The sequence below is a fragment of the Clostridium akagii DSM 12554 genome (assembly GCF_000686725.1).
GTDB lineage: Bacteria > Bacillota > Clostridia > Clostridiales > Clostridiaceae > Clostridium_I > Clostridium_I akagii.
On the sequence record NZ_KK366010.1, the window covers coordinates 1502 to 23534 of the forward strand.

The following is a 22033-nucleotide window of genomic DNA, read 5'->3' on the forward strand; positions in this document are numbered from 1 at the left end:
CTGTATTGTATTGAATAGCCTGGCATATTCTCTAATGTTAATTTAATAGCTTCAACTCTAAGAGCTTTACCATCTGTACCAGCTTCTTGTCCATCTTTAACTGTATTTTGCCAACCTATATTTTCCACATGTGCCTGTACATCTACATGAGCACCTGCTGGAGCATTTGTTAAATTGACTTTAAGTGCCTCAACTCTAAGACCCCTTCCATCAGTTCCTGCTTCTGCACCATCGCTAACCCATGGTTGCCATCCAATGTTTTCTACATGACTGTCATAGGTGACTCCTACTTCCGTAGTTGATGCAGGCGTGTCTGCTTTTACAGTTTGTCCATTCATTAACACTAAAATTGATACGCATAAAAAAATTGCAAGTGTTAACGATAATAATTTTTTTCTTTTCATTGAAACTTCCCCCGGCATAATTTTATTTTATTCCAATACAAATAATAATTTTTCAAATACATTATACAATATTTATCTGCATAAATCACCATAAACTCTAAATTATTCACATAGATACATTTTTATTTTTTATTGTCACTTTAAGTAAGTTTAAATCTAGCATGTATATATAACCATTACCAACTATTGAAAAATCAAACGCAATAAAATAACCACGAGCGTGAAATTTCCCCGATGTTTTTTCATACATTCAATAAACAAGTATAAAAAAATAGCTGTTTGAAATTCCAACCCTATTGTAAATAAACTTGATTTAATGCAAAAGTAAAAGCCAACAAACACTAATTTTGTTGGCTTTGGTGGTGCACCCAGAGGGAGTCTAACTCTCGACCATCAGATTTGTTTTATCGATTTTTTACTTTTCTACTCTTTTATGTAAATATTAGTATTACTGCATTTCCCTACTTTTGCTCACTAAGCCAATCTAAATCTAAATAACACTTGTATTGGAAAGATGTGTGAATATTTTTGTGAGATTATATCTCTTTCCCTATTGATCTTTTTTGTTCCTTTTGCAGCACTATATCAGACAATAAAATATAGAAATCTTGTTCTTCCCTCGTTTTTGATTTTTTAAATAATTCTTTAAAATCTTTATATGAATAATTCAAAAACTGCTAGTACAATCTATTTTTTTCATTTATCAATAGCCACACCCCAATATATATTTTTTAATTTTATTTACCATTCTTATATGATATTTTCACAAGTATATAATAATAAATGCATCTATGCTATTCTATAAAATTTTTATATACCAAACATCGCAAGCATAATGTTCTGTTTCAACTATCGGTTTTTCTAATTGAATAAATTCATTTTTTTTATAAAATTTATTGGCCGCAACCATGTTTTCAAAGGTCTCAAGATAACACTTTTTATAATACTTTTTTGCAAATTCCAAAGAAATTTTTAGTAGTTCTTTCGCAATTCCAGTACCTCTCACATCTTTTAGAGAATACATTTTCTGTAATTCACATATATCTTCTGTATTAGTTAAAGGACCAATACCACAACCGGCTACTATTTTATTATTCTCTAGAGCAACCCAATATTTAGATTTTTCATTTTGATAAACTTGATAAAATTTCCCTAAATTGTCATCTTCCCATGCACATCCTGGCTTATTTGCTCCAAATTCTATTAAACAAGTTCTGATAAGCGACTCAACTTGTTCATTATCTTTTTCTTGTATTTCTCTAATTATCATAAACTACCTCCAGCATAAAATTTTAGATATTTTTCAATATTGGATTGTATATACTCAGCACTATGATTGCCAGGGAATACATTATTTTGAGGATTTATGCCTTTTTCTTTCAATATTTGGTGTAAAATTGAACATCCTTCATAAAATTTGCCTTCATCCTTATCTCCAGCATCAAGATAGACATCAAGATCAGAAGAAATATTATGGTTTCTAGCAATAAATATTGGATCATATTTTTCCCATACAGCCATATTTTTAAAATATGGCTTGTCTTCCTCTTCAAGTTCCAATTCTAAAGCCGGCATATGACCTCCAACCTTTGAAAACATCTGCTGATGCCTAAATGTATTGTGAAGGGCTACGTAGCCACCTGCAGATATTCCACCAATATATCTCCCCTTTCTATCTTTTATAGTATTGAAGGTTTTATCTGTTAAAGGTACTATTTCTTTTATAAAATAATCTTCATACATTCCTAAATTTATGATTCTATTATTATCTTTAGGATTAGGCATTTGTTTACATATTAAGGATGAATTCAACCCCCGGCTGTTTTCAATTCTTGGACATGCAATTATCATAGGAGCAATTTCCCTTTTATTGATCATTTCATCAACTTTAGTGTTAATATCCATTTCAAACATTATATTTTCACTCCCGCTTCTTCCATGTAGAAAATATAATACGGGTAAAGGAGTTAAACTATTATAGCATTCAGGTAAATACACCAGCATGGTCATTTCTTTACCAAGTATATCACTATAAGATTCGACTTTTTCTACTTTTGATTTATTCATTTTTTTGCACCTCATTTGTTAAATTTATAATTTTGCTTATAGTTATACCCTGTAATTTTCTATATAATTTTAAGTTCCATGATAATATTCTTGGATGTTTCTTAATAAACTTCTACAAATGAGCTTCATATTCCTTTATTAATAAGATTTTATATTGTCTAATTACTGTTCTTAATAATGTTTTTTGCACCTATAATAGAATGTATTAAAGCCAAACCCAAAGGTGTAAAAAAATAAATTGTTGTTTGAATAAAAATGGATTTATTGATTATTCCTTCTTCTACTCCTATTTTCCTTAAAATCTTCAAATATAAAACCAAGTTCCTCTCTTCTAAATCTTTAACTTTCATTTTTGTTATATCCTTACCATTTATAAGTTTTCCGCATGCAATAGGTGTTTTAATTTCATGAACCCAGGACTCAATATATTTCTTGTATTCTCGTTGCTGCTCACTGAACTCTTTTATATGTTCAAGCATATCTCTATTTGTAACAGTTATTATTTCATAAAGGATTTTTCCATCCATAAATTCAGGTTCAGTTATTATTTCACTTAACAAATATTTTCTGTCTAGGCCTTCTAGGTTTTTTAGTAAATTATTATAGTAATCTGATGACCATAAGTATTCCATTAATTCTTCTCGTGATACTATATTACTCTTATTTTTTATTAAAAAGCTTAATATTTTCAATTCATTTTTTGTAAGCTCTATTGTTTTTTCTCCAAACATTATACTTCCATTTGCCAGACTTAATTGCAAGCCTTTATGAATTAACATATCTGTATCTTTAGAATTGGCATATGTTCTTTTTAATACAGAAGATATTCTTACTAGTAAAATTTGAGTATTATAAGGCTTTGTAATGAAATCATCAGTTCATCAAATTCACTAGCTCTACTTGTAACTACAATAATTGGTATTTGAGATTTTTTTCTGATTTCTTTACACAAATAGTATCCATCATACACTGGTAAATTTATATCTAAAAGAATTAAATCTGGATTAGCCGAATTAATATATTGCAGAATATCATCGAAAAAATTAGGAGCGTCTGTGCTATATCCATATCTATTTAAAAGTTCACTTAGTTCCAACCTCATAGTTTCAGAATCTTCAATGATTATAATCTTAGGCAGTTTTATATTGAAAAAATTGATGAACGAAATAAATTGATAATGCAACAAACAGGTTCAATAGGCTATGATATTGCTCTTGTGAGTCTTACAGTAGCAATGCTTGTTTCTAGTTTCTTTAGTATTGTTGTATGTATTACACTTTTTTTACAACCTTATTTTTAGCTATCATTAAAATATCATTAAAATTCTATTATCGTAAAAAATATTAACTTATAGTTTTTATGACCAGTAAGCAATTTTATTTGAATTTACTTCGAAATCGTGGTGTGAGAGGTCGTGAGATTTTAATTATATTCCCCTGGATTAACAATTAGAAAGGAGAAATTAATGATAAAAAAAACAAAATAAGTGAAAATTAAACGATCATAGTGATATTTACTCGCTGTGGCCGTTTTAAGATTCATTTGTATTAAATATTAGTAATACCAGCAAATTTGTACATATGCTGGTGCTAGACCTACCCTTACATAATCATTCCACTAATCTGGCAAGCTGGTTAATGTTATTATGTAGTATTTTCATGTTTATGAACCCAAATACAATTGCAATAGTTACCCAGATAGCGACTTCACCAGCAGAGTAGCCAAGGATGTTTTGGGCAAGTTTTAAAATATAACAGCATGGAATAACCGTCAGCCATGCCGTTACTTCCCCAGGGACATAATGGCGGTAAGACAATGGTAATAATATAATATGAAATAAAATCAGATGCACGATATTAGCTACGAGTAAGCCGTACCATAATCCATAAAATCCACTTATATTACCAATCATAGTTGCAATCATCCACAAAATTAGCTCTTCATATACACCTATGGCAATACCAGCTGTGCTTTTTGTGCCTCCAAATGGTGTTATTGGAAGATGGATATATTGTTTAAAACCTTTTGCACACCAGTACTTTGCCATAATGATTTCTTCCATATCATGTACAATAAACAACAATGGAAACAACCAAACAAACCATTTTAATTCATTCATTTCTTATTCCCCCCTTTGTTCTCTATTTTAATCATCTGCTTTAATGTTTCAACCATCAGATTTTCAATGATTATATAATTAAGCAACGAAAAGCATACATAATGTTGTTTATCTGTACAAAGTGTTTTAAAATAAAGGTAAGGAGGAATTCTAAATGAATCAAAATGATTTGCGTGTTATAAAGACAAAAAAAAATATTGAGACATCTTTTATTTACTTACTGGATAAAAAAGACTTTTACAAAATAACAGTGCAGGATATATTGGATACTGCTTTGATTAACCGCTCTACTTTTTACAAGCATTATCCAGATAAATATCAGCTGGCTGAAATTCTTTGCAATGAAGTATTTGATTTACTAAAAGCTGGTGTTAAAGATCGATTTTGCTGTACTACTGCGGAAGATACCCTCATGATTATAAAACCATTATATCAAATTCTATCTGTCAAACGAGAAGAGATTTTAGCGCTCTTTAAAATTAATACGGATACCATTCATTTGTATGATGACTTGTCTGATTTCTTAAAAGAAAGTTTTTACGAGCAGCATTGCTTACAAAATAAGCAATCCCATGACGTTTTAGACTATTTGTCTGAGTTATATGCATCACTTGTTATGACTTCAATTAAATGGTGTCTTCAAAATAATGGATATAAACAATTGTTCAATCATACTCAGCTTTTTTTGAAATTAGCAGAAGTGTTTGAATATCCATGCGAATAAATAATATTTACGATTTAATGTATTGTAACTTTAATTCCATAAAAAATTTCAAAATAATTCATTTTCAATATTTACAATATCCAGTCTCATTAGTGTTACTTTTGTGATAACACAAATAACTCTTCCACTGGAACATTTAGATATTTTGCCAAACGCATGGCTAATTCTAAGGTTGGATTGTATTTATCATTTTCTATGGCTATAATTGTTTGACGAGTAACCCCTAAAATATTAGCAAGCTCTTCTTGTGTTAATTTATATTGTTTTCTGTATTTCTTAATATAATTTTTCATGATATTTTCTCACCAAAACCGCATAATATTATAAATTTAGCTACAATATAAAAAATAATTTGCAGTACTATTATTATAATTGATATTCCAAGTTCTCCCTTGGCAAAAATATCGTAAATGCCCCAAATAATAAAAAAAATATTAATATAAACAAAGGTTACGAAAATTGATTCATCTGCAACGATACGCTCCCTTTCATCCATAAATCTGAAACTGTTAGTTCCGCTAACTAAAGGTTCACGTTTACCACCTAAGCGTTTATTAAATATTGCTTGTGTAATAAATAATACTAAAATTTGTGTGCTAATTATAATTACTATATTTTGATTAAGTGAAATAGAAATATGAATTAAAGATTTAAATAAATATATTGGTGATAAAACCACTACATTCTTATATATACTTGATGCAATAAATATAACTGGTATTAGCAATATTTCAAAAAAGTACGTATAACGAATTGTAATATTTCTAGCAATTTTAACGCGCTCATCTCTTTTTTTTAACATCTTGTCTCTCCTCCTAAATGTTAAAACATCTTTACATTTATAATACAATAACATTTAGGTAAATGTCAATACTTCTTTACATTTTGATTTGAATATTTTATTTAAATACTCCATTATTATTGAGATAAATTTTTCCAACTAAAATTAAAATCCACCCAATAAACCCCCGACTAATTTATTAATTGTCGAGGGTTTCATTTGTATAAGCTAACGCTACTAACTGTATCATATAATTTTATTCAACAAAATTAATTGATATCTTTTTATACATATATATAATCACTCATAACTGGTTGAAGACCATGACTTGCAATTACATCAGATATTTCTGATACTGTGCGGGGGTCCGAAATCTCAAATTGTTCATCACCTTTAGCTTCTTCATTATCACTGTGACCGCCTATTCCAACTGAAACTCCAGCTGAAATTTTAGTTGCTGCAAGTCCAATTACATTATCACGAAAACCAGCACGTTCACGGGTTGATATGGTAATGTTTGCAAAAGGCAAAAATATTCTATATGCAGTAATTATCTGTAGCAGCTGCTTCTCATGTACATCTTTTGGATTAATTTTATCATTATTAATTATTGGACATAACCTTGGACATGAGATGGCAATTTCAGCATGTGGATACTTACGTTGAAGAATGTATGCATGAAGTCCTGTTGCAAAGGCATCCTTTCTAAAGTCATCTAATCCCAAAAGTGCTGCAAATCCAACACCGCGCATTCCACCTTTTAATGCTCTTTCCTGTGCGTTAAAACGATAAGGGAAAACACGTTTGTGTCCCTCTAAATGCAATGTTTCATATTTATCTGAATTATAAGTTTCCTGAAATACGGTAACAAAATCCGCACCACATTTATGTATGTATGCATATTCATCTGAGTTCATTGGATATACTTCAAGACCAACCACCTTAAAATGTTTTCTAGCTATCTTGCAGGCTTCACCAATATAAGAAACATCCGACATACTACGACTTTCACCAGTAAGAATTAATATTTCTTGTAATCCGGTTTTAGCAATACTTTGCATTTCTTTTTCTATTTCCTCTGCATTGAGTCTAGCGCGCTTAATTTTATTATAGCGGTTAAAACCACAATAAATACAATAGTTTTCACAATAATTAGAAATATAAATTGGAGTAAACATATAAATTGAATTTCCAAAATGCTTATGTGTTTCTAATTTAGCGCGCCTAGCCATATCCTCAAGAAAAGGTAACGCTGCTGGTGACAATAAAGCTGCAAAATCTTCAATATCTAACACATCTTTCTTAAGAGCCTCAATCACATTATGAGCTGTATATTTTTCAGAATCATATGCTTCCATTTTTGAGATGACCTGATCCATTACTTTAGATTTAATCTCCTCCATACCTTCCATATATTTCATATGATCAACACGTTGTTCCATTTAAATCCCCTCCTTAATTTTCAAGAAATCCAGTTAATGGTGATGAAGCCGACGCACCTTTATAAATAATGCTACCAAGCCCTGAAAGATATGCGCCTCTTCCTGCTTCTATTGCCTTCTTAAAAGCATCCGCCATAGCTGGAATATTACCTGCCGAGGCAACTGCAGTATTAACCATAATAGCAGCAGCTCCCATTTCCATAGCTTCACAGGCCTGAGAAGGTCGACCAATTCCTGCATCCACAATAATTGGAAGTTCAATCTCATCAACTAAAATTTTAATAAAATCACGTGTACATAATCCTTTATTTGATCCAATAGGTGCCGCAAGTGGCATAATAGCTGCAGCTCCTGCATTTACCATATCTCTTGCAACGTTTAAATCTGGATACATATAAGGCATTACTATAAATCCCTCATTTGCAAGAATTTCAGTGGCTTTTAATGTTTCATAATTATCAGGTAGCAGATATTTTGAATCACGAATAACTTCAATTTTAATAAAATCTCCACATCCAAGTTCACGAGCTAAATGTGCAATTCGAACTGCTTCTTCAGAATTACGAGCTCCTGATGTATTTGGAAGTAATGTAACGTTTTTAGGTATATAATCTAAAATATTAGCAGCACCTCCCAAATTAGCGCGACGTAATGCTAACGTAATGATCTCGGCACCAGCATTTTCAACCGCTGCATTTATTAGATCAAGTGAATATTTCCCAGATCCTAATATAAATCGCGAACTAAATTCATGTTTACCTATAATAAGTTTGTCAGTATTGTTTTCCATGTTTTTTTCCCCCTAATTTGTTAACATTTCACTAGTTGTAATTCCAGTCTTGAAATTCATTTGTTTACCATTTATTATGATTTTAAACCCTCCTTTTGAATAAAAAAAAGCATAAAAAGTAAATACACCCGCGGTGGTGTACCCCTTTTTATGCTTTTGTAAATTCACATAAAAGTTACGTGTTACTCCATTTTAAGTTTACTTAACGTCAAAAAGATGCTTCAATCGTATAGATTAAAGCATCTGCATCATATCAAAATTCATGCTTGTTCCCTACGGCAGTATTAACTGACAGGTTCTAAGGGTCAGGTTTTATCCTTCTCAACTATATTAGTTCCCCTACAATTCATATTAAATTAACTTATTCTAAGTATGACATAAATTTATTTTTAATGCAATACTCTTGATAGATATTCTTTGCTACTTTAATATAAAACCATTTAGTAAAGATCTACTCATTTTTTCATATTGATTTTATTTCTTAATCGCCAAACAATAATTCACATTATCAAAGGCTTTTATAGGACATTTTGAATTGGACTGATTATATTTTTTGAAATACTGATTAGTTATTTCACTTGGTTTCAAATGTTTATAAATCGAGAAACTTCCATGAGATAATAATCTTTCTAGCTCTAAATAAGAATAACTTGCAAGCATTTTTTCATTTGCTGCACTAGCAAGTGCAATTGATTTTTTAACCCTTTCCCCTGCCTCTTGAGCATAAGTATCCTCATCTGGATAATCAAAAACAATAGTACTACCTTTGGGAACTATACTTGAAATAGTGCTGATTGTTTCTGAAAAAGTCTCTTTAGAAAGATAGTAGCTTAGTCCAAGTAAACTGCAAAAACTCATTTTGCTTTGATTAAATTCTGAACTAGCAATTATTTTACTCTCCCAGTTTCTTTCTGTAAAATCTACAGATACATAGTTTAAATTAACAGGCTTTTCTACTACTAATGACTGAATACGCTTTTGCTTGTCAGCGCCAGTAGCAGGCTGGTCAATTTCAAAGATTTGAATTTTTGCCGCCCAGTCAGGTTGACGATATGCAAATGTATCATAGCCTGCAGCGAAAATCAAGTATTGCTCTGCACCACAAACTCTCACAGCATTTTCAAGTGCCTCTTCTGCGAATGCCGCTCTACCAAGTGGAGTTGGAGATAAATTATTATTAACAATCCAACGCAAAGCTTCTTCCTCCGTACCAACAAAAGATGGATTGAAAAAAGATATTCCTTTTGACATATTACTTGCAATTTGTTCGTATTCATCCTTTCTAAATATTTTTTTTGCCAAATAATCATCAAATACTTTCTCCGAATTTTGTGCTGAATGATATGCTCTTGAAAATGCACTTACGAGTGCTGTCATACTTTTTTTCTCCATAAAATTATCACCTCTAATAATTAATACCATTTTTATTGGCAACAGTACAAGACTTGAAATTTTCCTTATTTTGTGGTATAATAGAGGTAGAAAAGATAGTTAATTTACAAAATATTCACATTTAATTGAAATTAAATCATTCTTAGTTGCTTCTTTAATTATCACAGTTCGTCACCTCAAAATTCATATTTATGACGTTTTTTTATACTCTTGTTAACATCCAGAGCCAATAATAATGTGGTGCTTAAATGAATATTCCGAAATAAATATTGTATAAAAAGTTTACTGTAGATTTGGATTATTTACTGTGTAAACTTAAGTATCCAATTCTCTATATTTTGATTTTTTTAATGCAATTAGACTTGCAATGCATCCTACTGTACCAGTAATAAAAAACATAATTGCCATTCCAGAACCTTTTCCTATTCCAAATACTGTTGAAAGAATTTGTTGTAAAGGCAAAGCGGTTTTCATAAATGGCTCAAATATATTATCTGCTAGGAAGCCACCAAGAAATAGTCCTAATGGTCTAGTAAAAAATTGAAGGGTATCTCGGGCAGCAAATACTCTACCTTGCATTTCTATTGGTATGTTAGTACGCATGATTGTCGTCATATTAACACCTATAAATGGAATTAGAACATTACCAGCAAACGCCGCAAATATCCAAACCCAAACATTCCGCCCAATTGCCCACAATTCATTAGTGAGTAAAAATGAGGCGGCTAAAGAAATAAATATAACCTTAGTTTTGCTCTTAGGTGGTTTCATTACTGTTACAATAGAGCTGCCAACCAATGTACCAATGCCGATAAAAGAAGAAACTAATCCTAGCACAGTTTTATTGTTGCCCGACCTTGCAAGTATCATGGCTGGCATTATACCATACTCAGTCATATATGAAAGCAAATTGATAAAGGAAAAGAATATTATAATTTGTAAAAGAGCATTATTATTCCGCAAAAAATTTATGCCATCAAAACATCGTTTAACAAATGGCTCTTTTCCTTTTCTACCATCGGTTTGTAAGGAAGGTATTTTTATAAAAAACAGTAATGATACAAAGGCAAATACAAAGGAGATTAAGTCGATTACAAATATAATCGAAAGCCCACCAAAGACAAGTAACGCTGTAGCAAGTGCAGGAGATGTAATAGATATAATTGAACCCGAAAATGCTTGTAATCCACTTGCACGAATATAATGCTCTCGCGGAACGAGCAGACTTTCTGCAACATACGAAGCAGGATTTTGAAAAGCGCCAATAAAACTTAGAAGAAAATTAATAATATAGATATGCAATATGTGCAAATTTCCTGTTGTAAAAAGGATAAAAACAGTCAACGTTCCAAGTGCAGATAAAGCGACGCCTAATAACATGATTATTTTTTTATTATATTTATCAACTATTGTTCCTGCTACAAAACTAAACAAAATTTGTGGTAATAATGCGCAAAAAGAAAGCATTGTGATACTTGTAGCTGTTGATTTTTGCTGATATACCCAAATGATTAATGCGTAGCTTGTCAAAGAAGAACCTAGTATCGAAATAGACTGGCTACTCCAAAGTAATAAAAAATCTTTCATTCCTGAAAACTTATTTAATTTTATCATTATTTTGCTCCTTTAATTATATTTAAAATAATTAGTAGAAACAAAATCCGTATTTGGACATAAAATAGTTATTTATTTTTATTATTGCTCCATACAAACGTCTGTCCCATTCGGATTTTGTATAGAGCTAAAGTAGCGCAAATCACCGATAGCACCTCCTTATACAACAATATATACATAATCGGTAATTCATCTTAAATTACCGATTCGTCTTAATCTGATCTTAATTTCAATGATATTATATTACTACTTATGTATAAAATAGTAAATGATTTTTATTTTTAACACCGCATTATTGAATTTTCAAAGAACATTGTTCGTATTTTCATTTTAATAGTTACGTCGTCTTTTTTTCACATTACTCACTTATAAAAAACTTATTTCACCCTAATTATTTTCTTCTAAAATCTTCAACATTAAATTGATTTTATTGATTTATAATAATTTATAATCAATATTCTTATCCTCACCAGACCACATATTTTTTATTTTTACTTCATTTTTTATCATCTCTTCTTCCCCAATTAAAATCACATTTTCTACACCTAATTTATTAGCATATTGCATTTTTTTCTTTAATGAATTATCCTCAAAATACACTGTTACCCCGTAACCATTTTCCTCTAAGCATTTCATAACTTTTACGCAGTAATTCATGGTGTCTCCAATTGGTATTATTAGATAGTCTAATGCATCTTTTATTTTATAATTTTCTATAAACCCTATTTCTTTTAACACGAAAAATAATCTAGTTATTCCTATTGAAATCCCAACCCCTGGCAATAAATTATCTGTATAATTTTCTGCCAAGTTATCATATCTTCCCCCAGAACAAATGGAACCATAATTTTGATTTCCTACTAAGATTGTTTCAAAAACTGTCCCCGTATAGTAATCTAAGCCTCTAATAATCTTTAGATTTATTCTGAATTGTTTACTATCTACATCTAGAATTTCTAGCATTGATTTAACCTGACTTAACTCATTTATTCCTTCAAGAAAATAATCATTTTTAATATCAAGTTTCAATAGTTCATCTAATATTATTTCATTAGTTCCTTGGATATTAAATATCCTATTTAAATATTTGCTTTTTTCATTGCCAATAATATTTACAAGCTCCTTTTCAAAACATTTTTGACCAATCTTATCATATTTATCAATTAAAATCATCACATCAGTAGCATTTTCTATGTCCAATTCACTTAGTATACCTTTTAATATTTTCCTATTACTAATTTGAAACTCATAATTTGCTACTCCTATATTTCTAAAAGCCTTGTCTGCTAAACTTATAACCCAAGCATCGTTATTTATACTTAATTTATCTTTACCAATGACATCAACATCACATTGATAAAACTCTCTATACCTGCCTTTCTGATTTCGTTCACCTCTATACACTTTTCCTAGTTGATATCTTTTAAACGGAAAGATTAAATCATTATAGTATTGAGCTACATACCTTGCAAAAGGTACTGTTAGATCAAACCTTAATGCTAAATTATTTTTACCCTTTTGAAAACTATATACTTGCTTTTCTGTTTCTCCACCACCCTTAGCAAGTAAAACCTCTGCTTTCTCTATTATTGGTGTATCTACAGACATGCATCCATTATTTTTATAAACATCTGTAATTTTATCCACTATGTCATTAAATATTTCTTGTTCTTTAGGTAATAACTCCATAAATCCCGCTAATATACTTGGTTTTATAATATTCTTCTTCATTTTATTAACCCCATATCTTATTTTATTTTTATATAACAAAAAAACCATGTAGGCAAAATATCCCACACGGTTCAATAAATCATGATTGCACTTAATTTATCATTACCTAGAGACACAAGTCTACTGAAATAGGCTTGTATCTGCTTCAACAGATCAAGTCTCTAGTAATGATGATGTAATAATTTTATACCATTTATAATAAGTGCTTCCATAATAGTCCTCCTGAGTTTATATTAGTAATATTATATATTAAACTATAGTAAACGTCAATAATATGATCTTTTATATTATTAATTTTCTGATCTAATCGTGATAATGTCTTAGTATACCGCAAGTGACTATGTCCCAAAAGAATGTAGTATAATAAAACCTCCTGACTAAGAAATGATGTGGATTTTTTCCCCGAATACATCCTTAAGCCCAATGAAACGCAAAAAACAGGAGATTACCATAAAATATCTGCTTACTATGACTGCTCCCTATTCATATGATTGTGAACCATTTATTTAATTTGTCTATTTTACTGGTGGTTTCCATAGTGGTGCATCTATAAATGTGGTTTCTTTTACATTTGGAAGAATATCATATATAGAACAACTCATTTGTTGTTCAAAATACTCCTTCATCTCAAATGTTGCATTCCAACGTTCCACAGTAAATGTAAATATTCCATAGCGTCTTGTTGTATTAACGAACCTTTTTTCTAACATGCAAAATCCTTTGTCGTCTGCAAGTGAATCACAAACAATCAACAGTTTATCGTAGTCATCATAAGTCATCTCATTTAAATACTTCTTAACAAATTCGCTTTGTTCTTCATTCATGTCATTTTTGCCTATTTCTTTATCAAAGTTAGGATCTGGGAATGAATGAGTCAAACAAATTCTAGCCACTTCATCCCAACCTTTTTCCATCATAAATTTATATCCGTCAATACCATGTCTTCTTGCACTTACACCATATCTTCTACCTATATCATGAAGAAGTCCTAACACATATGCTTTGTCTGAGTTAAGATTGCCACATTTTTCAGCAATGATTTCAGCCGCTAGTCCTACATTCATAGAATGTTTTGCCCATGGTCCTTTGTTTAACTGTCCTGCTATCTCTAATTCCTTTTCAGCCATTTCTCTATTTGGAAACATATTTTCCTCCTTGTATAGTTGTACTATGCCTTGTCCTTTAGTTTATCAAATCTCCGTGTATTTACTTTATAAATTACTATTGTTAATAGCAATTAATTTATGACCAATTCATTTCATCTTAAAACCTTGGTTATCTAAAAAGTTTTTCATATGTGGACGTTGAGGCTTACTCATCATAGAAGAAACCTGAGATGTCCATGTGTCTGATCTTTTTCCATCGGTCCTTTTTTTGTAATAAGCCATAGTTTTGGCATCATATTGTTCTATTCTTTTAGAATCACCATCTATGTTATACTCATCCGTTTTAAACACTACATCTAATGGTAATCTTTCTTTTTTATCCGGATTATCATCTGGATAACCAATACACATTCCAAATACAGGGTATACACTAGAAGGTATACTTAAAATTTTGCATATTTCTGATGGTTTGTTTCTTATTCCCCCTATATAAACTCCGCCTAACCCTAATGATTCTGCAGCAATCATAGCATTTTGAGCAGCGAGAGTGGCATCTGTAGTTGCAAGAATAAAAGCTTCGGTATATCCCTCTTCCATAGTTTTATTATTTGTTTCACAGGCTATTTTATTGCGGTTTAAATCAGCGCAGAAGACTAAAAATAATGGACACTGTTCCACATAACTTTGCTCCCCTGAAAAATATGCTATACTTTTTCTCTTTTCTTTATCTTTTACACTTATAATTGTGTAGGCTTGGATAAAACTAGAAGTGGAAGCACTTTGCGCACATTCTATAATTGCTTTTATCTTTTCATCTTCAATAGGTTGATTTTTATATTTTCTTATAGATCTGTGAGCTTTTAATAAATTTATAGTTTCATTCATATTCTTTACCACCTTTTTAGTTTATAGCATCTATTCTAAACAAAATTCAAACTTTTTAACCAAGTAAATAATATCTACCTCAATAAAAATCATTATAAGAAACCCTATGAATACTAAATATTTAACTATTTATGATACATTTTTCACAATTCCAATTATTTCCTAATACCACTCACTTATAGTCTTATTATAAGCTAATAAATACTCAATGCAAAGAAATCACTACACTATTTCCATTCAATCGTATAGATTAAAGCATCTGCATCATATCAAAATTCATGCTTGCTCCCTACGTTAGTATTAACTGACAGGTTCTAAGGGTCAGGTTTTATCCTTCTCAACTATATTAGTTACCCTGCCTGTTGAGCATAAGTATCCTCATCTGGATAATCAAAAACAATAGTACTACCTTTGGTACCTACACTTGAAATAGAGCTGATTGTTTCTGAAAAAGTCTCTTTAGAAAGATAGTAGCTTAATCCAAGTAAACTGCAAAAGCTCATTTTGCTTTGATTGAATTTTGAACTAGCAATTAATTTACTCTCCCAGTTTTTTTCTGTAAAATCTACAGATACATAGTTTAAATTAACAGGCTTTTCTATTACTAATGACTGAATACGCTTTTGCTTGTCAGCGCAAGTGGCAGGGTGGTCAATTTCAAAGCCTTTTTGTCGTGATTTACGAAAAGTATGCATAAACCTCCCTTTATAAAACTGTGTACTATATTTCATGATCAAGCTACTAGCATCTTGTAAATACTTATTAAACTAACTAAATTTTTTTAATATAAAAGCTAATGCTACACCCAAAATGGCTGTAAATATAAACAGAAATAATATTGATATTTTCCAACTCCTTGTAAATATTTTCTGTTTATACTGGTATACAGTTGTTGGTAAAGCGCTTAACATAACTATTCCAAGTAAGTCCCATGATGATTGATTAAGCCATATACCTCTGTACACAACATCAAGAAGTAATGCAATTGAAATAAAATTATATCCATATTTAAAACTTTTATTTTCTATAAATGTTGCTCTTTCATCTTTATCTATATTTTTAATTAACATTGTCATTTTCCTCCTCAAAATAAAATAGTTCTTCAAATTTTTTATCCAGCGCCTTACAAATCATTAATGCTAATTTTGCAGTTGGACAATATTGCCCAGTTTCTATTGAACTTATTGTTTGTCGTGTCACACTGGCCAGAATAGCAAGTTGTTCTTGTGAAAAATTTTTCTCAGCTCTGGCTACTTTTAAATGATTTTTCAAAACAATTTTTTCATTCATTAAACTACCTCCTGTTAATTTTATTATATTAAATATAATTTTTATTGTCAAGTTAACTTGTCATAAAGAATAGTGAACTTGTCATTTGCAAATAAAAATAAAAATCAGAAGTTATTTTTAAACTCCTACTTTATATGATATATAAACTTAATCATTTTGTAAGAATTGCTTAATAAAAAAGAAAAGTTTAGGTTATAAAATGAATTTGTAATTATGATGGGAAAAGAGAATATATTAATAATTTATACTAATAAAACTTGAACTAAAAAATATGCGAGGAAGATTATAAAAACTTCCATAAAAAAATGTGTCGGATTTGGAGTGATTTAAATGAATGAAAAAAAATATGCAAAAACTTATATAGTGTCCGTACTTTTAATTACTTGGATTATTACAGCTACTTTATTTATTCATCCTAATACAGGTCTTAAGCTTTTTACACTAATTATGTTTATACCTGGGATACTAGCTTTGATTTTTAATGACATCCAGTATAAAAGAAAAGATAAAATATACGAATGTTTTACAAATAGAATTAATAAAAAAGCAATGTTATTTGGTATATTCTATCCTATACTATTTATAATGATATGTTCTCTTATAGCATTTACTACAGGTATAGGAACATTAACTTCTGAAAAAATCCCTGTAACAAGAGACATTATATATCTTATATTTGCTTCTATCTTAACTTTGCCCTTTGCATTAGGTGAAGAATATGGTTGGAGGGGTTATCTTCTTCCTAAACTTACTAAAATATATGGTAAAACCAAATCCACCATAATAGTAGGTATTGTATGGGGTTTGTATCATGTTCCAATAGTGTTTTTACTTGCAAAAACAACAGGCTTACCAAATCCATTTTTGCTTTGTATTATCCAAGCTTTAGCTGCATTTACCTTTAGTTTTCCTTCTTCATATTGTTATTACTTATCAGATAATATAATACCTGTTCTATTTATTCATTCTGTATGGAATTCAATAAATGTAATGATGCTTGGTGATATATACAAGAATCAGTATGGAATTATACGTGGAAATTTAGTAACCATTAATGGAGAAGGTATTTTAGGTGTTATATTAGGTACAATTTTAATATTTGGGTTTATTAAAGTATGTTTTAACTCTACAACTCCAAGGTATTTAAAAAATTGAAAATGAAAAATGCTGCTACTCTAAGAAATTAGTACAACAGCATTTTTTTGCAACGAAACAATTCCTTATAAATTATTTCAGTATAAAACCTAAATCTGCATTGTATTACTAAAATTCACATCTATAATAATCAACTTGAAAATCGATCTTAAATCCACACTTCTTATATAAATGAAAAGCCGTTGGATTTTCTGAATCCACATCAAGCACTACTTTATCAGATTTGGCTAGTCCCTCAGTCAAGGCAAACTCAACCATTTGCTTTCCAAATCCTTTTCCACGGTATTTTGTAACAATACCCACGCCATAGAGAAAAGTATCAACTTCCTCATAATTAAAGGTAAAAACACCTACTGGAATCCCATCTTTGCAGGATATATATCCCTTTCGGTATTTAGAAGAAATTATAGTATCAATAAAATTATTGCTTTCCTCTAAATCTGGAAAAACATCCCGTGTACTTTCTGCAAATATTTCTTTGTTTTGATTATTCACCTCAAAAAACTGTAAATCCGAGTATTGTGGCAGAGTTTTCAACCCATTATGAGACATCTTGTATTCTGAGTGATCCAACTTAGCACACTCAAAATTTTTTAAAACCCCTGCACCGCTTTTGCTTTTCGGTTCTACAACTAACAAAAACCTATTTATCCCCACCGATAATAACGTTTCTTTAGCTAGCTTCAACAGTTTTTTAAAGCATCCCTTTAATCTCTGCTCTGGATGTGTAACCGCTAATATTTCCGCTTCATAAAAAGTTGGCATAAATGTAGTTAAAAAAGCAATCAGCACATCATTTTCATATCACATGTAGAAGCACTGCAATGTTTTATCAAAGTTAATTTCGTTTGATAAAAAAGCATGATTTTCTAAAATATCTTCATGAAAAGCGACTGTTTCTAAATTTATAATTTCACTCATCTGATTTTCTGTTAATATATTTGTAGTTTCGATCCTCACGTAAATTCCTCCTCATCAAATAAATATGCCAATAAAGAAACATTTTTGGTGTGTTTTGACAAACATTATGAATAACTATTGTCAACTTACTACCACAACACCTTATATATCATGTTGTTATATCTTTACACGCACATCTGCAGAAATAGTGTAGAAAAAAGCAAGTATATAAAAAAGGCTTATGTTTTATTGCAGATACTAATCAATGATGGGAAATAATTATTTGTAATTGTTTGTAATTATTTACTTTAATATTGATAATTTAGGACTTATAATATTCTAAAGCATAAAATCAATTAATAATTGTTTTAAAATGGGACAAGTATTTATACTTTATGGTAACAAATTATCAGCGTTTAATTTCTTTTTGAAATTTATAAAGGAATTAAGATGTTAATAAAATTTATTTGAATGGAGGTAAATTCTATAGAAAAATTAGATAATATCATTGAAATTATTGTAAGGAAGGTGCTTATATAGTGGATAAAATTTTGGTTTTAGGTGGAAGTGGATTAGTTGGGAAAGCTTTAATTAATGAATTAGAAAATGATTATGATGTCTATGGTACATATCACAGTGAATATAATAATAAAAATGCAAATAATTTATTTAAACTAGATATAGATAATTTAAATGATATAAAAGAAATAATAAAAACAGTAAAACCGAATATCATAATTTCATGTTTAAGTGGTGATTTTAATGAACAATTTAAGATACACAAAGAAATAGAAAATTATTTAAGCAGAATAAACGGTAAGTTGTATTTTTGCTCTTCTGCTAATGTGTTTGATAATGAAGTAGATAAAGTTCATTACGAATATGATTGTGTATCGGCTGAAAGTGATTATGGAAAATTTAAAATTAAATGTGAAAAAGAATTAGCTCTAATATTAAAAGATAAGTTATGCATAATTAGATTACCTTGTATTTGGGGTAAGAATTCACCGAGATTTAACAATTTAGTTGAAATGTTAAAAAAGCATGAAGAAATACCTGTGTACTCTAATTATTATTTAACAAATAATACTGATGTTATGTTAGCAAAACAGATTCATTATATTATTAGAAATAATTTTAAAGGTGTATATCATTTATCTACTAATGATGTAGTAAATTATCAAGAATTTATAGAGGAAATCATAGAAAAATTAGAGTACAAGGATATTAAATTTAAAATTACTAAATTACCTTCAGAAAAATATTATTTAGCAATTTCAACTATTCATACAGATATACCTAGCAATTTTAAAATTACAAATAAAGATGTAGTGAATTATTTAACTATGGTTTTTTTTGCCTAATACCCCCAAAACACCAACATTTACGACAACCCCCACTCTAAGAAAAATAGTACCATAAACCTTCGTTTAAGATACTTAAATAGAAAAATCGAAAGCCACACGATAGTAATTGTGTGGCTTTCATAATGATTAAATCTAATGAACAATATACGAATATTATGTATTAAATACCAGCTGATTTAATTATTGTCGAAATCATCACAAATAGTAAAAATGCAGAAACAATGCACATGAAAAAACCTAACACTCTTTGTTTTTGGTAACTGAAAGAATTAAGACCACTTAACAACATTATTAGACATAAACTTCCTTGAGTTAAAATACGAAATACATAACTATTACTATTACTATTACTATTACTATTACTAATAGTTAGTGATGAAAATACAATGGTGAAAATTGAAGCAATTATAATTGCTATTATAATTGGTGTATTCTTTTTTAATTCTATTTTCATAATCTTCAACCTCACTTTTTTAATTTAGTGAACAATAATTAACAAATATAACTCAAACATATACAATATTATACCATAATATTGATTAAATGGTAGATTGTAATTATTGAGATTATAGAGTATGAATTCCACACAATAACAATTGAGTTGAAATCATTAAATAGGCTTGAAGCTTTTGTACTTTATCCATTTATAAAAGTTAGTTCAACATAATATAATTATACAAATCACATGATACACTATTGGGACCTATTATCAACGTTTATTCTCTTTATTCTCTTACCTTTTCCTTGTCTCATATAACTATAGTTAAATGAGACGTAGTTAATCAAAGAAAATAGGTAGCATAAACTTAATATTTAGTAAAGGCACAAAAATGTGCGTACTAGCTTAATTGTTGCCTGGGCGTATAATAGGTGTTGTGGAGAGGTATTTTAGCAAATCATTCTACGACTAATGATTAAGCAAGGAGAAATAAAAAATGAATAGGAAAAATATTTATGGTGATGATTTCCCCATTTTACATGCACTAAACATTATAGGCGGGAAATGGAGACTTCCAATTATATGGTAATTATCGGATGGAGGTCTGCGTTATAACCAAATAAAAAGAAATTTAAATGGAATTACTAACATTATGCTAACTCGTTCATTGCAGGATTTAGAAGAATATGGCCTTGTCATACGTATTCAACATTCCGTAATACCACCACATGTTGAATATTTTCTAACTGAGCATTCAAAAAATCTTATTCCTATAATGACGCTGATTTCAGAATGGGGCAAAGATCAAATGTCCAGAGAAAAGAATGAGTTATTTCATTATAAAGATAAAAAGGAGTGAAAACCAATGGACTTGATTAAAGTGAACCAATCTAAATGTATTAAATGTGGATTTTGCGTGAATGTGTGTCCGTTAAATGTTTTATGTATGGGAGAAGATGGTCCTATAGCAATCAGCCCACAATCATGTATGAAGTGTGGACAGTGTGTTGCTATATGTCCTCGTAGAGCCATTGACAATATTAAGACACCACTAGCTAATCAATCCGTAATTAACGATTCTCTTTTTATAAATTCAGAAACGGCTGAACAATTTCTTAGGTCACGTCGATCAATTCGCTGTTATAAAAATAAAGCTGTACCTCGTGACCAATTAGAAAAATTAGTGGATATTGCGCGTTTCGCCCCCACTGCTAGTAATAGGCAAGATGTATCATACATTATTGTAGAAAATAAGGAGATAATTAAAAAAGCTACTGAGATAACTATAGAGTGGATGGAATCAGAAATTAAAAATTCTTCTTCACACTATAGTTTTCCATACCATGTTCATGCTTACAGAGAGACTGGCACAGATACAATCCTACGTGATTGTCCATATCTTATTTTGGCAACAACTCCAAAGGATTTTAAAAATGGCCGAGAAAATACAATGTTATCACTTGACTACCTAACGTTGTTTGCAACTACTTTTGGGCTAGGCACTTGTTGGGCCGGAGTCTTTGAAATGTGCGCATTTGCAAAGGATTCTCCAGTATTAAAGTTGTTCAACATTTCAGATGATAAGATTATAACCGGAGCAATTATGATTGGTTATCCCAAATATAGTTATAAGAGAATGGTTGATCGCAGACCATTAGATGTTACTTGGATTTAATGTTTTCTCGCTTGGTTGTTTAAGTACTCTAAAATGTGCATCACCTATCCAACCGTCCGTTACTATCCAAGCATCTTTAGTTTCAATCAGCTTTGGTTTGGGTCTATTCATTTTAAATTACCTTCATTCATTTTAATTTGAGCTCAAGCTTT

At 30.0% G+C, this 22033-nt stretch carries 25 protein-coding genes, 2 pseudogenes and 2 riboswitches; of the genes and pseudogenes, 5 read left to right on the forward strand and 22 right to left on the reverse strand.

Features of this window, described 5'->3' with window-relative positions; translation table 11 throughout:
* The 6 genes and pseudogenes from BR66_RS24550 to BR66_RS0122365 all read right to left on the reverse strand — a co-directional run.
* Nucleotides 1-404: pseudogene (locus BR66_RS24550) on the reverse strand (Ig domain-containing protein); the annotation flags it as partial.
* A 799-nt stretch (nucleotides 405-1203) separates the two neighbouring features.
* Complete coding sequence (locus tag BR66_RS0122345; protein ID WP_026884911.1) at nucleotides 1204-1674, reverse strand: GNAT family N-acetyltransferase; 471 nt, start codon at nucleotides 1672-1674, stop codon at nucleotides 1204-1206.
* The gene (locus tag BR66_RS0122350) at nucleotides 1671-2471 is read right to left on the reverse strand and encodes an alpha/beta hydrolase (protein WP_026884912.1); all 801 of its coding nucleotides are present in this window, start codon (nucleotides 2469-2471) and stop codon (nucleotides 1671-1673) included. Before BR66_RS0122350 ends, BR66_RS0122345 begins: the two co-directional genes overlap by 4 nt.
* Before the next feature lie 158 nt (nucleotides 2472-2629).
* A complete protein-coding gene (locus BR66_RS26890) occupies nucleotides 2630-3250 on the reverse strand; it encodes a winged helix-turn-helix domain-containing protein (RefSeq protein WP_423219394.1) in 621 nt (206 codons plus the stop codon).
* A gap of 53 nt (nucleotides 3251-3303) precedes the next feature.
* Nucleotides 3304-3573 (reverse strand): response regulator, encoded by a 270-nt coding sequence (locus tag BR66_RS26895; protein ID WP_026884914.1) that lies wholly within the window; start codon nucleotides 3571-3573, stop codon nucleotides 3304-3306.
* Nucleotides 3574-4080: 507 nt separating this feature from the next.
* A complete protein-coding gene (locus tag BR66_RS0122365; protein WP_026884915.1) occupies nucleotides 4081-4590 on the reverse strand; it encodes an HXXEE domain-containing protein in 510 nt (169 codons plus the stop codon).
* A gap of 154 nt (nucleotides 4591-4744) precedes the next feature.
* Between BR66_RS0122365 and BR66_RS0122370 the strand changes: the two genes are divergently transcribed.
* Nucleotides 4745-5314 (forward strand): TetR/AcrR family transcriptional regulator, encoded by a 570-nt coding sequence (locus BR66_RS0122370; RefSeq protein ID WP_026884916.1) that lies wholly within the window; start codon nucleotides 4745-4747, stop codon nucleotides 5312-5314.
* A gap of 95 nt (nucleotides 5315-5409) precedes the next feature.
* Here BR66_RS0122370 and BR66_RS0122375 read toward each other — a convergent pair whose 3' ends face one another.
* From BR66_RS0122375 to BR66_RS0122435, 12 genes are all read right to left on the reverse strand, one after another.
* Nucleotides 5410-5607 (reverse strand): helix-turn-helix transcriptional regulator, encoded by a 198-nt coding sequence (locus BR66_RS0122375; protein ID WP_026884917.1) that lies wholly within the window; start codon nucleotides 5605-5607, stop codon nucleotides 5410-5412.
* Complete coding sequence (locus BR66_RS0122380; protein ID WP_026884918.1) at nucleotides 5604-6116, reverse strand: hypothetical protein; 513 nt, start codon at nucleotides 6114-6116, stop codon at nucleotides 5604-5606. Before BR66_RS0122380 ends, BR66_RS0122375 begins: the two co-directional genes overlap by 4 nt.
* A gap of 263 nt (nucleotides 6117-6379) precedes the next feature.
* A complete protein-coding gene (gene thiH, locus BR66_RS0122385) occupies nucleotides 6380-7537 on the reverse strand; it encodes a 2-iminoacetate synthase ThiH (RefSeq protein ID WP_026884919.1) in 1158 nt (385 codons plus the stop codon).
* 13 nt (nucleotides 7538-7550) lie between these two features.
* On the reverse strand, nucleotides 7551-8327 hold the full coding sequence (locus BR66_RS0122390; protein ID WP_026884920.1) for a thiazole synthase: 777 nt from the start codon (nucleotides 8325-8327) through the stop codon (nucleotides 7551-7553).
* Between the two features lie 253 nt (nucleotides 8328-8580).
* Nucleotides 8581-8678: riboswitch (TPP riboswitch) on the reverse strand.
* A gap of 123 nt (nucleotides 8679-8801) precedes the next feature.
* Nucleotides 8802-9719, reverse strand: a complete 918-nt coding sequence (locus tag BR66_RS0122400) for a class I SAM-dependent methyltransferase (protein WP_026884921.1) — start codon at nucleotides 9717-9719, stop codon at nucleotides 8802-8804.
* A 315-nt stretch (nucleotides 9720-10034) separates the two neighbouring features.
* On the reverse strand, nucleotides 10035-11333 hold the full coding sequence (locus BR66_RS0122405) for an MFS transporter (RefSeq protein ID WP_051624353.1): 1299 nt from the start codon (nucleotides 11331-11333) through the stop codon (nucleotides 10035-10037).
* A gap of 435 nt (nucleotides 11334-11768) precedes the next feature.
* Entirely contained in the window at nucleotides 11769-13064 is a 1296-nt protein-coding gene (gene hisS, locus BR66_RS0122410; RefSeq protein ID WP_026884923.1) for a histidine--tRNA ligase, read from the reverse strand.
* 515 nt (nucleotides 13065-13579) lie between these two features.
* Nucleotides 13580-14209, reverse strand: a complete 630-nt coding sequence (locus BR66_RS0122415; protein ID WP_026884924.1) for an HD domain-containing protein — start codon at nucleotides 14207-14209, stop codon at nucleotides 13580-13582.
* Between the two features lie 108 nt (nucleotides 14210-14317).
* Complete coding sequence (nfsA, locus tag BR66_RS0122420) at nucleotides 14318-15055, reverse strand: oxygen-insensitive NADPH nitroreductase (RefSeq protein ID WP_026884925.1); 738 nt, start codon at nucleotides 15053-15055, stop codon at nucleotides 14318-14320.
* 269 nt (nucleotides 15056-15324) lie between these two features.
* Nucleotides 15325-15422, reverse strand: a riboswitch (TPP riboswitch).
* The gene (locus BR66_RS0122425) at nucleotides 15406-15750 is read right to left on the reverse strand and encodes a class I SAM-dependent methyltransferase (RefSeq protein WP_026884926.1); all 345 of its coding nucleotides are present in this window, start codon (nucleotides 15748-15750) and stop codon (nucleotides 15406-15408) included. Its footprint overlaps the riboswitch before it by 17 nt.
* A 72-nt stretch (nucleotides 15751-15822) precedes the next feature.
* A complete protein-coding gene (locus tag BR66_RS0122430; protein WP_026884927.1) occupies nucleotides 15823-16125 on the reverse strand; it encodes a DUF6442 family protein in 303 nt (100 codons plus the stop codon).
* Nucleotides 16115-16345, reverse strand: coding sequence for a helix-turn-helix transcriptional regulator (locus tag BR66_RS0122435; RefSeq protein ID WP_026884928.1), 231 nt, complete (start codon nucleotides 16343-16345; stop codon nucleotides 16115-16117). The genes BR66_RS0122430 and BR66_RS0122435 overlap by 11 nt, the downstream gene beginning before the upstream one ends.
* Before the next feature lie 330 nt (nucleotides 16346-16675).
* On the opposite strand from BR66_RS0122435, the gene BR66_RS24565 reads away from it, so the two are divergent.
* Nucleotides 16676-17500: a CPBP family intramembrane glutamic endopeptidase gene (locus BR66_RS24565; protein ID WP_051624354.1), complete on the forward strand. Its 825-nt coding sequence runs from the start codon at nucleotides 16676-16678 to the stop codon at nucleotides 17498-17500.
* A gap of 108 nt (nucleotides 17501-17608) precedes the next feature.
* Here BR66_RS24565 and BR66_RS24570 read toward each other — a convergent pair whose 3' ends face one another.
* The gene (locus BR66_RS24570; RefSeq protein WP_026884929.1) at nucleotides 17609-18292 is read right to left on the reverse strand and encodes a GNAT family N-acetyltransferase; all 684 of its coding nucleotides are present in this window, start codon (nucleotides 18290-18292) and stop codon (nucleotides 17609-17611) included.
* A 12-nt stretch (nucleotides 18293-18304) separates the two neighbouring features.
* Nucleotides 18305-18460 carry a hypothetical protein gene (locus BR66_RS25945; protein ID WP_156946358.1) on the reverse strand — a complete coding sequence of 52 codons (156 nt, stop codon included), beginning with the start codon at nucleotides 18458-18460 and terminating at the stop codon, nucleotides 18305-18307.
* Nucleotides 18461-18939: 479 nt separating this feature from the next.
* Here BR66_RS25945 and BR66_RS0122455 point away from each other — a divergent pair, with 479 nt between their 5' ends.
* Nucleotides 18940-19764, forward strand: a complete 825-nt coding sequence (locus tag BR66_RS0122455; protein WP_026884930.1) for a sugar nucleotide-binding protein — start codon at nucleotides 18940-18942, stop codon at nucleotides 19762-19764.
* 163 nt (nucleotides 19765-19927) lie between these two features.
* Here the strand turns inward: BR66_RS0122455 and BR66_RS0122460 are convergent, their stop codons facing one another.
* A complete protein-coding gene (locus BR66_RS0122460; RefSeq protein ID WP_026884931.1) occupies nucleotides 19928-20221 on the reverse strand; it encodes a hypothetical protein in 294 nt (97 codons plus the stop codon).
* Between the two features lie 586 nt (nucleotides 20222-20807).
* Between BR66_RS0122460 and BR66_RS24575 the strand changes: the two are divergent.
* Nucleotides 20808-21065: pseudogene (locus BR66_RS24575) on the forward strand (winged helix-turn-helix transcriptional regulator); the annotation flags it as partial.
* A gap of 6 nt (nucleotides 21066-21071) precedes the next feature.
* A complete protein-coding gene (locus tag BR66_RS0122470) occupies nucleotides 21072-21881 on the forward strand; it encodes a nitroreductase family protein (RefSeq protein ID WP_026884932.1) in 810 nt (269 codons plus the stop codon).
* Here BR66_RS0122470 and BR66_RS26690 read toward each other — a convergent pair.
* Nucleotides 21861-21992, reverse strand: coding sequence for a hypothetical protein (locus BR66_RS26690; protein WP_278246829.1), 132 nt, complete (start codon nucleotides 21990-21992; stop codon nucleotides 21861-21863). The two genes, BR66_RS0122470 and BR66_RS26690, sit on opposite strands and share 21 nt — an antisense overlap.
* Nucleotides 21993-22033: the final 41 nt, after the last annotated feature.

What these genes read in the sequence shown, in the direction of transcription:
- BR66_RS0122400 (WP_026884921.1), bottom strand. Translation starts at nt 9,719, where the DNA reads ATGGAGAAAAAAAGTATGACAGCACTCGTAAGTGCATTTTCAAGAGCA.
- BR66_RS0122365 (WP_026884915.1), bottom strand. Translation starts at nt 4,590, where the DNA reads ATGAATGAATTAAAATGGTTTGTTTGGTTGTTTCCATTGTTGTTTATT.
- BR66_RS0122435 (WP_026884928.1), bottom strand. Translation starts at nt 16,345, where the DNA reads ATGAATGAAAAAATTGTTTTGAAAAATCATTTAAAAGTAGCCAGAGCT.
- BR66_RS0122375 (WP_026884917.1), bottom strand. Translation starts at nt 5,607, where the DNA reads ATGAAAAATTATATTAAGAAATACAGAAAACAATATAAATTAACACAA.
- BR66_RS26890 (WP_423219394.1), bottom strand. Translation starts at nt 3,250, where the DNA reads ATGTTAATTCATAAAGGCTTGCAATTAAGTCTGGCAAATGGAAGTATA.
- BR66_RS24565 (WP_051624354.1), top strand. Translation starts at nt 16,676, where the DNA reads ATGAATGAAAAAAAATATGCAAAAACTTATATAGTGTCCGTACTTTTA.
- hisS (WP_026884923.1), bottom strand. Translation starts at nt 13,064, where the DNA reads ATGAAGAAGAATATTATAAAACCAAGTATATTAGCGGGATTTATGGAG.
- BR66_RS0122425 (WP_026884926.1), bottom strand. Translation starts at nt 15,750, where the DNA reads ATGCATACTTTTCGTAAATCACGACAAAAAGGCTTTGAAATTGACCAC.
- thiH (WP_026884919.1), bottom strand. Translation starts at nt 7,537, where the DNA reads ATGGAACAACGTGTTGATCATATGAAATATATGGAAGGTATGGAGGAG.
- BR66_RS0122470 (WP_026884932.1), top strand. Translation starts at nt 21,072, where the DNA reads ATGGACTTGATTAAAGTGAACCAATCTAAATGTATTAAATGTGGATTT.
- BR66_RS26895 (WP_026884914.1), bottom strand. Translation starts at nt 3,573, where the DNA reads ATGAGGTTGGAACTAAGTGAACTTTTAAATAGATATGGATATAGCACA.
- BR66_RS0122460 (WP_026884931.1), bottom strand. Translation starts at nt 20,221, where the DNA reads ATGAAAATAGAATTAAAAAAGAATACACCAATTATAATAGCAATTATA.
- BR66_RS26690 (WP_278246829.1), bottom strand. Translation starts at nt 21,992, where the DNA reads ATGAATAGACCCAAACCAAAGCTGATTGAAACTAAAGATGCTTGGATA.
- BR66_RS0122370 (WP_026884916.1), top strand. Translation starts at nt 4,745, where the DNA reads ATGAATCAAAATGATTTGCGTGTTATAAAGACAAAAAAAAATATTGAG.
- BR66_RS0122350 (WP_026884912.1), bottom strand. Translation starts at nt 2,471, where the DNA reads ATGAATAAATCAAAAGTAGAAAAAGTCGAATCTTATAGTGATATACTT.
- BR66_RS0122405 (WP_051624353.1), bottom strand. Translation starts at nt 11,333, where the DNA reads ATGATAAAATTAAATAAGTTTTCAGGAATGAAAGATTTTTTATTACTT.
- BR66_RS0122415 (WP_026884924.1), bottom strand. Translation starts at nt 14,209, where the DNA reads ATGTTTCCAAATAGAGAAATGGCTGAAAAGGAATTAGAGATAGCAGGA.
- BR66_RS0122390 (WP_026884920.1), bottom strand. Translation starts at nt 8,327, where the DNA reads ATGGAAAACAATACTGACAAACTTATTATAGGTAAACATGAATTTAGT.
- BR66_RS0122345 (WP_026884911.1), bottom strand. Translation starts at nt 1,674, where the DNA reads ATGATAATTAGAGAAATACAAGAAAAAGATAATGAACAAGTTGAGTCG.
- nfsA (WP_026884925.1), bottom strand. Translation starts at nt 15,055, where the DNA reads ATGAATGAAACTATAAATTTATTAAAAGCTCACAGATCTATAAGAAAA.
- BR66_RS0122430 (WP_026884927.1), bottom strand. Translation starts at nt 16,125, where the DNA reads ATGTTAATTAAAAATATAGATAAAGATGAAAGAGCAACATTTATAGAA.
- BR66_RS0122380 (WP_026884918.1), bottom strand. Translation starts at nt 6,116, where the DNA reads ATGTTAAAAAAAAGAGATGAGCGCGTTAAAATTGCTAGAAATATTACA.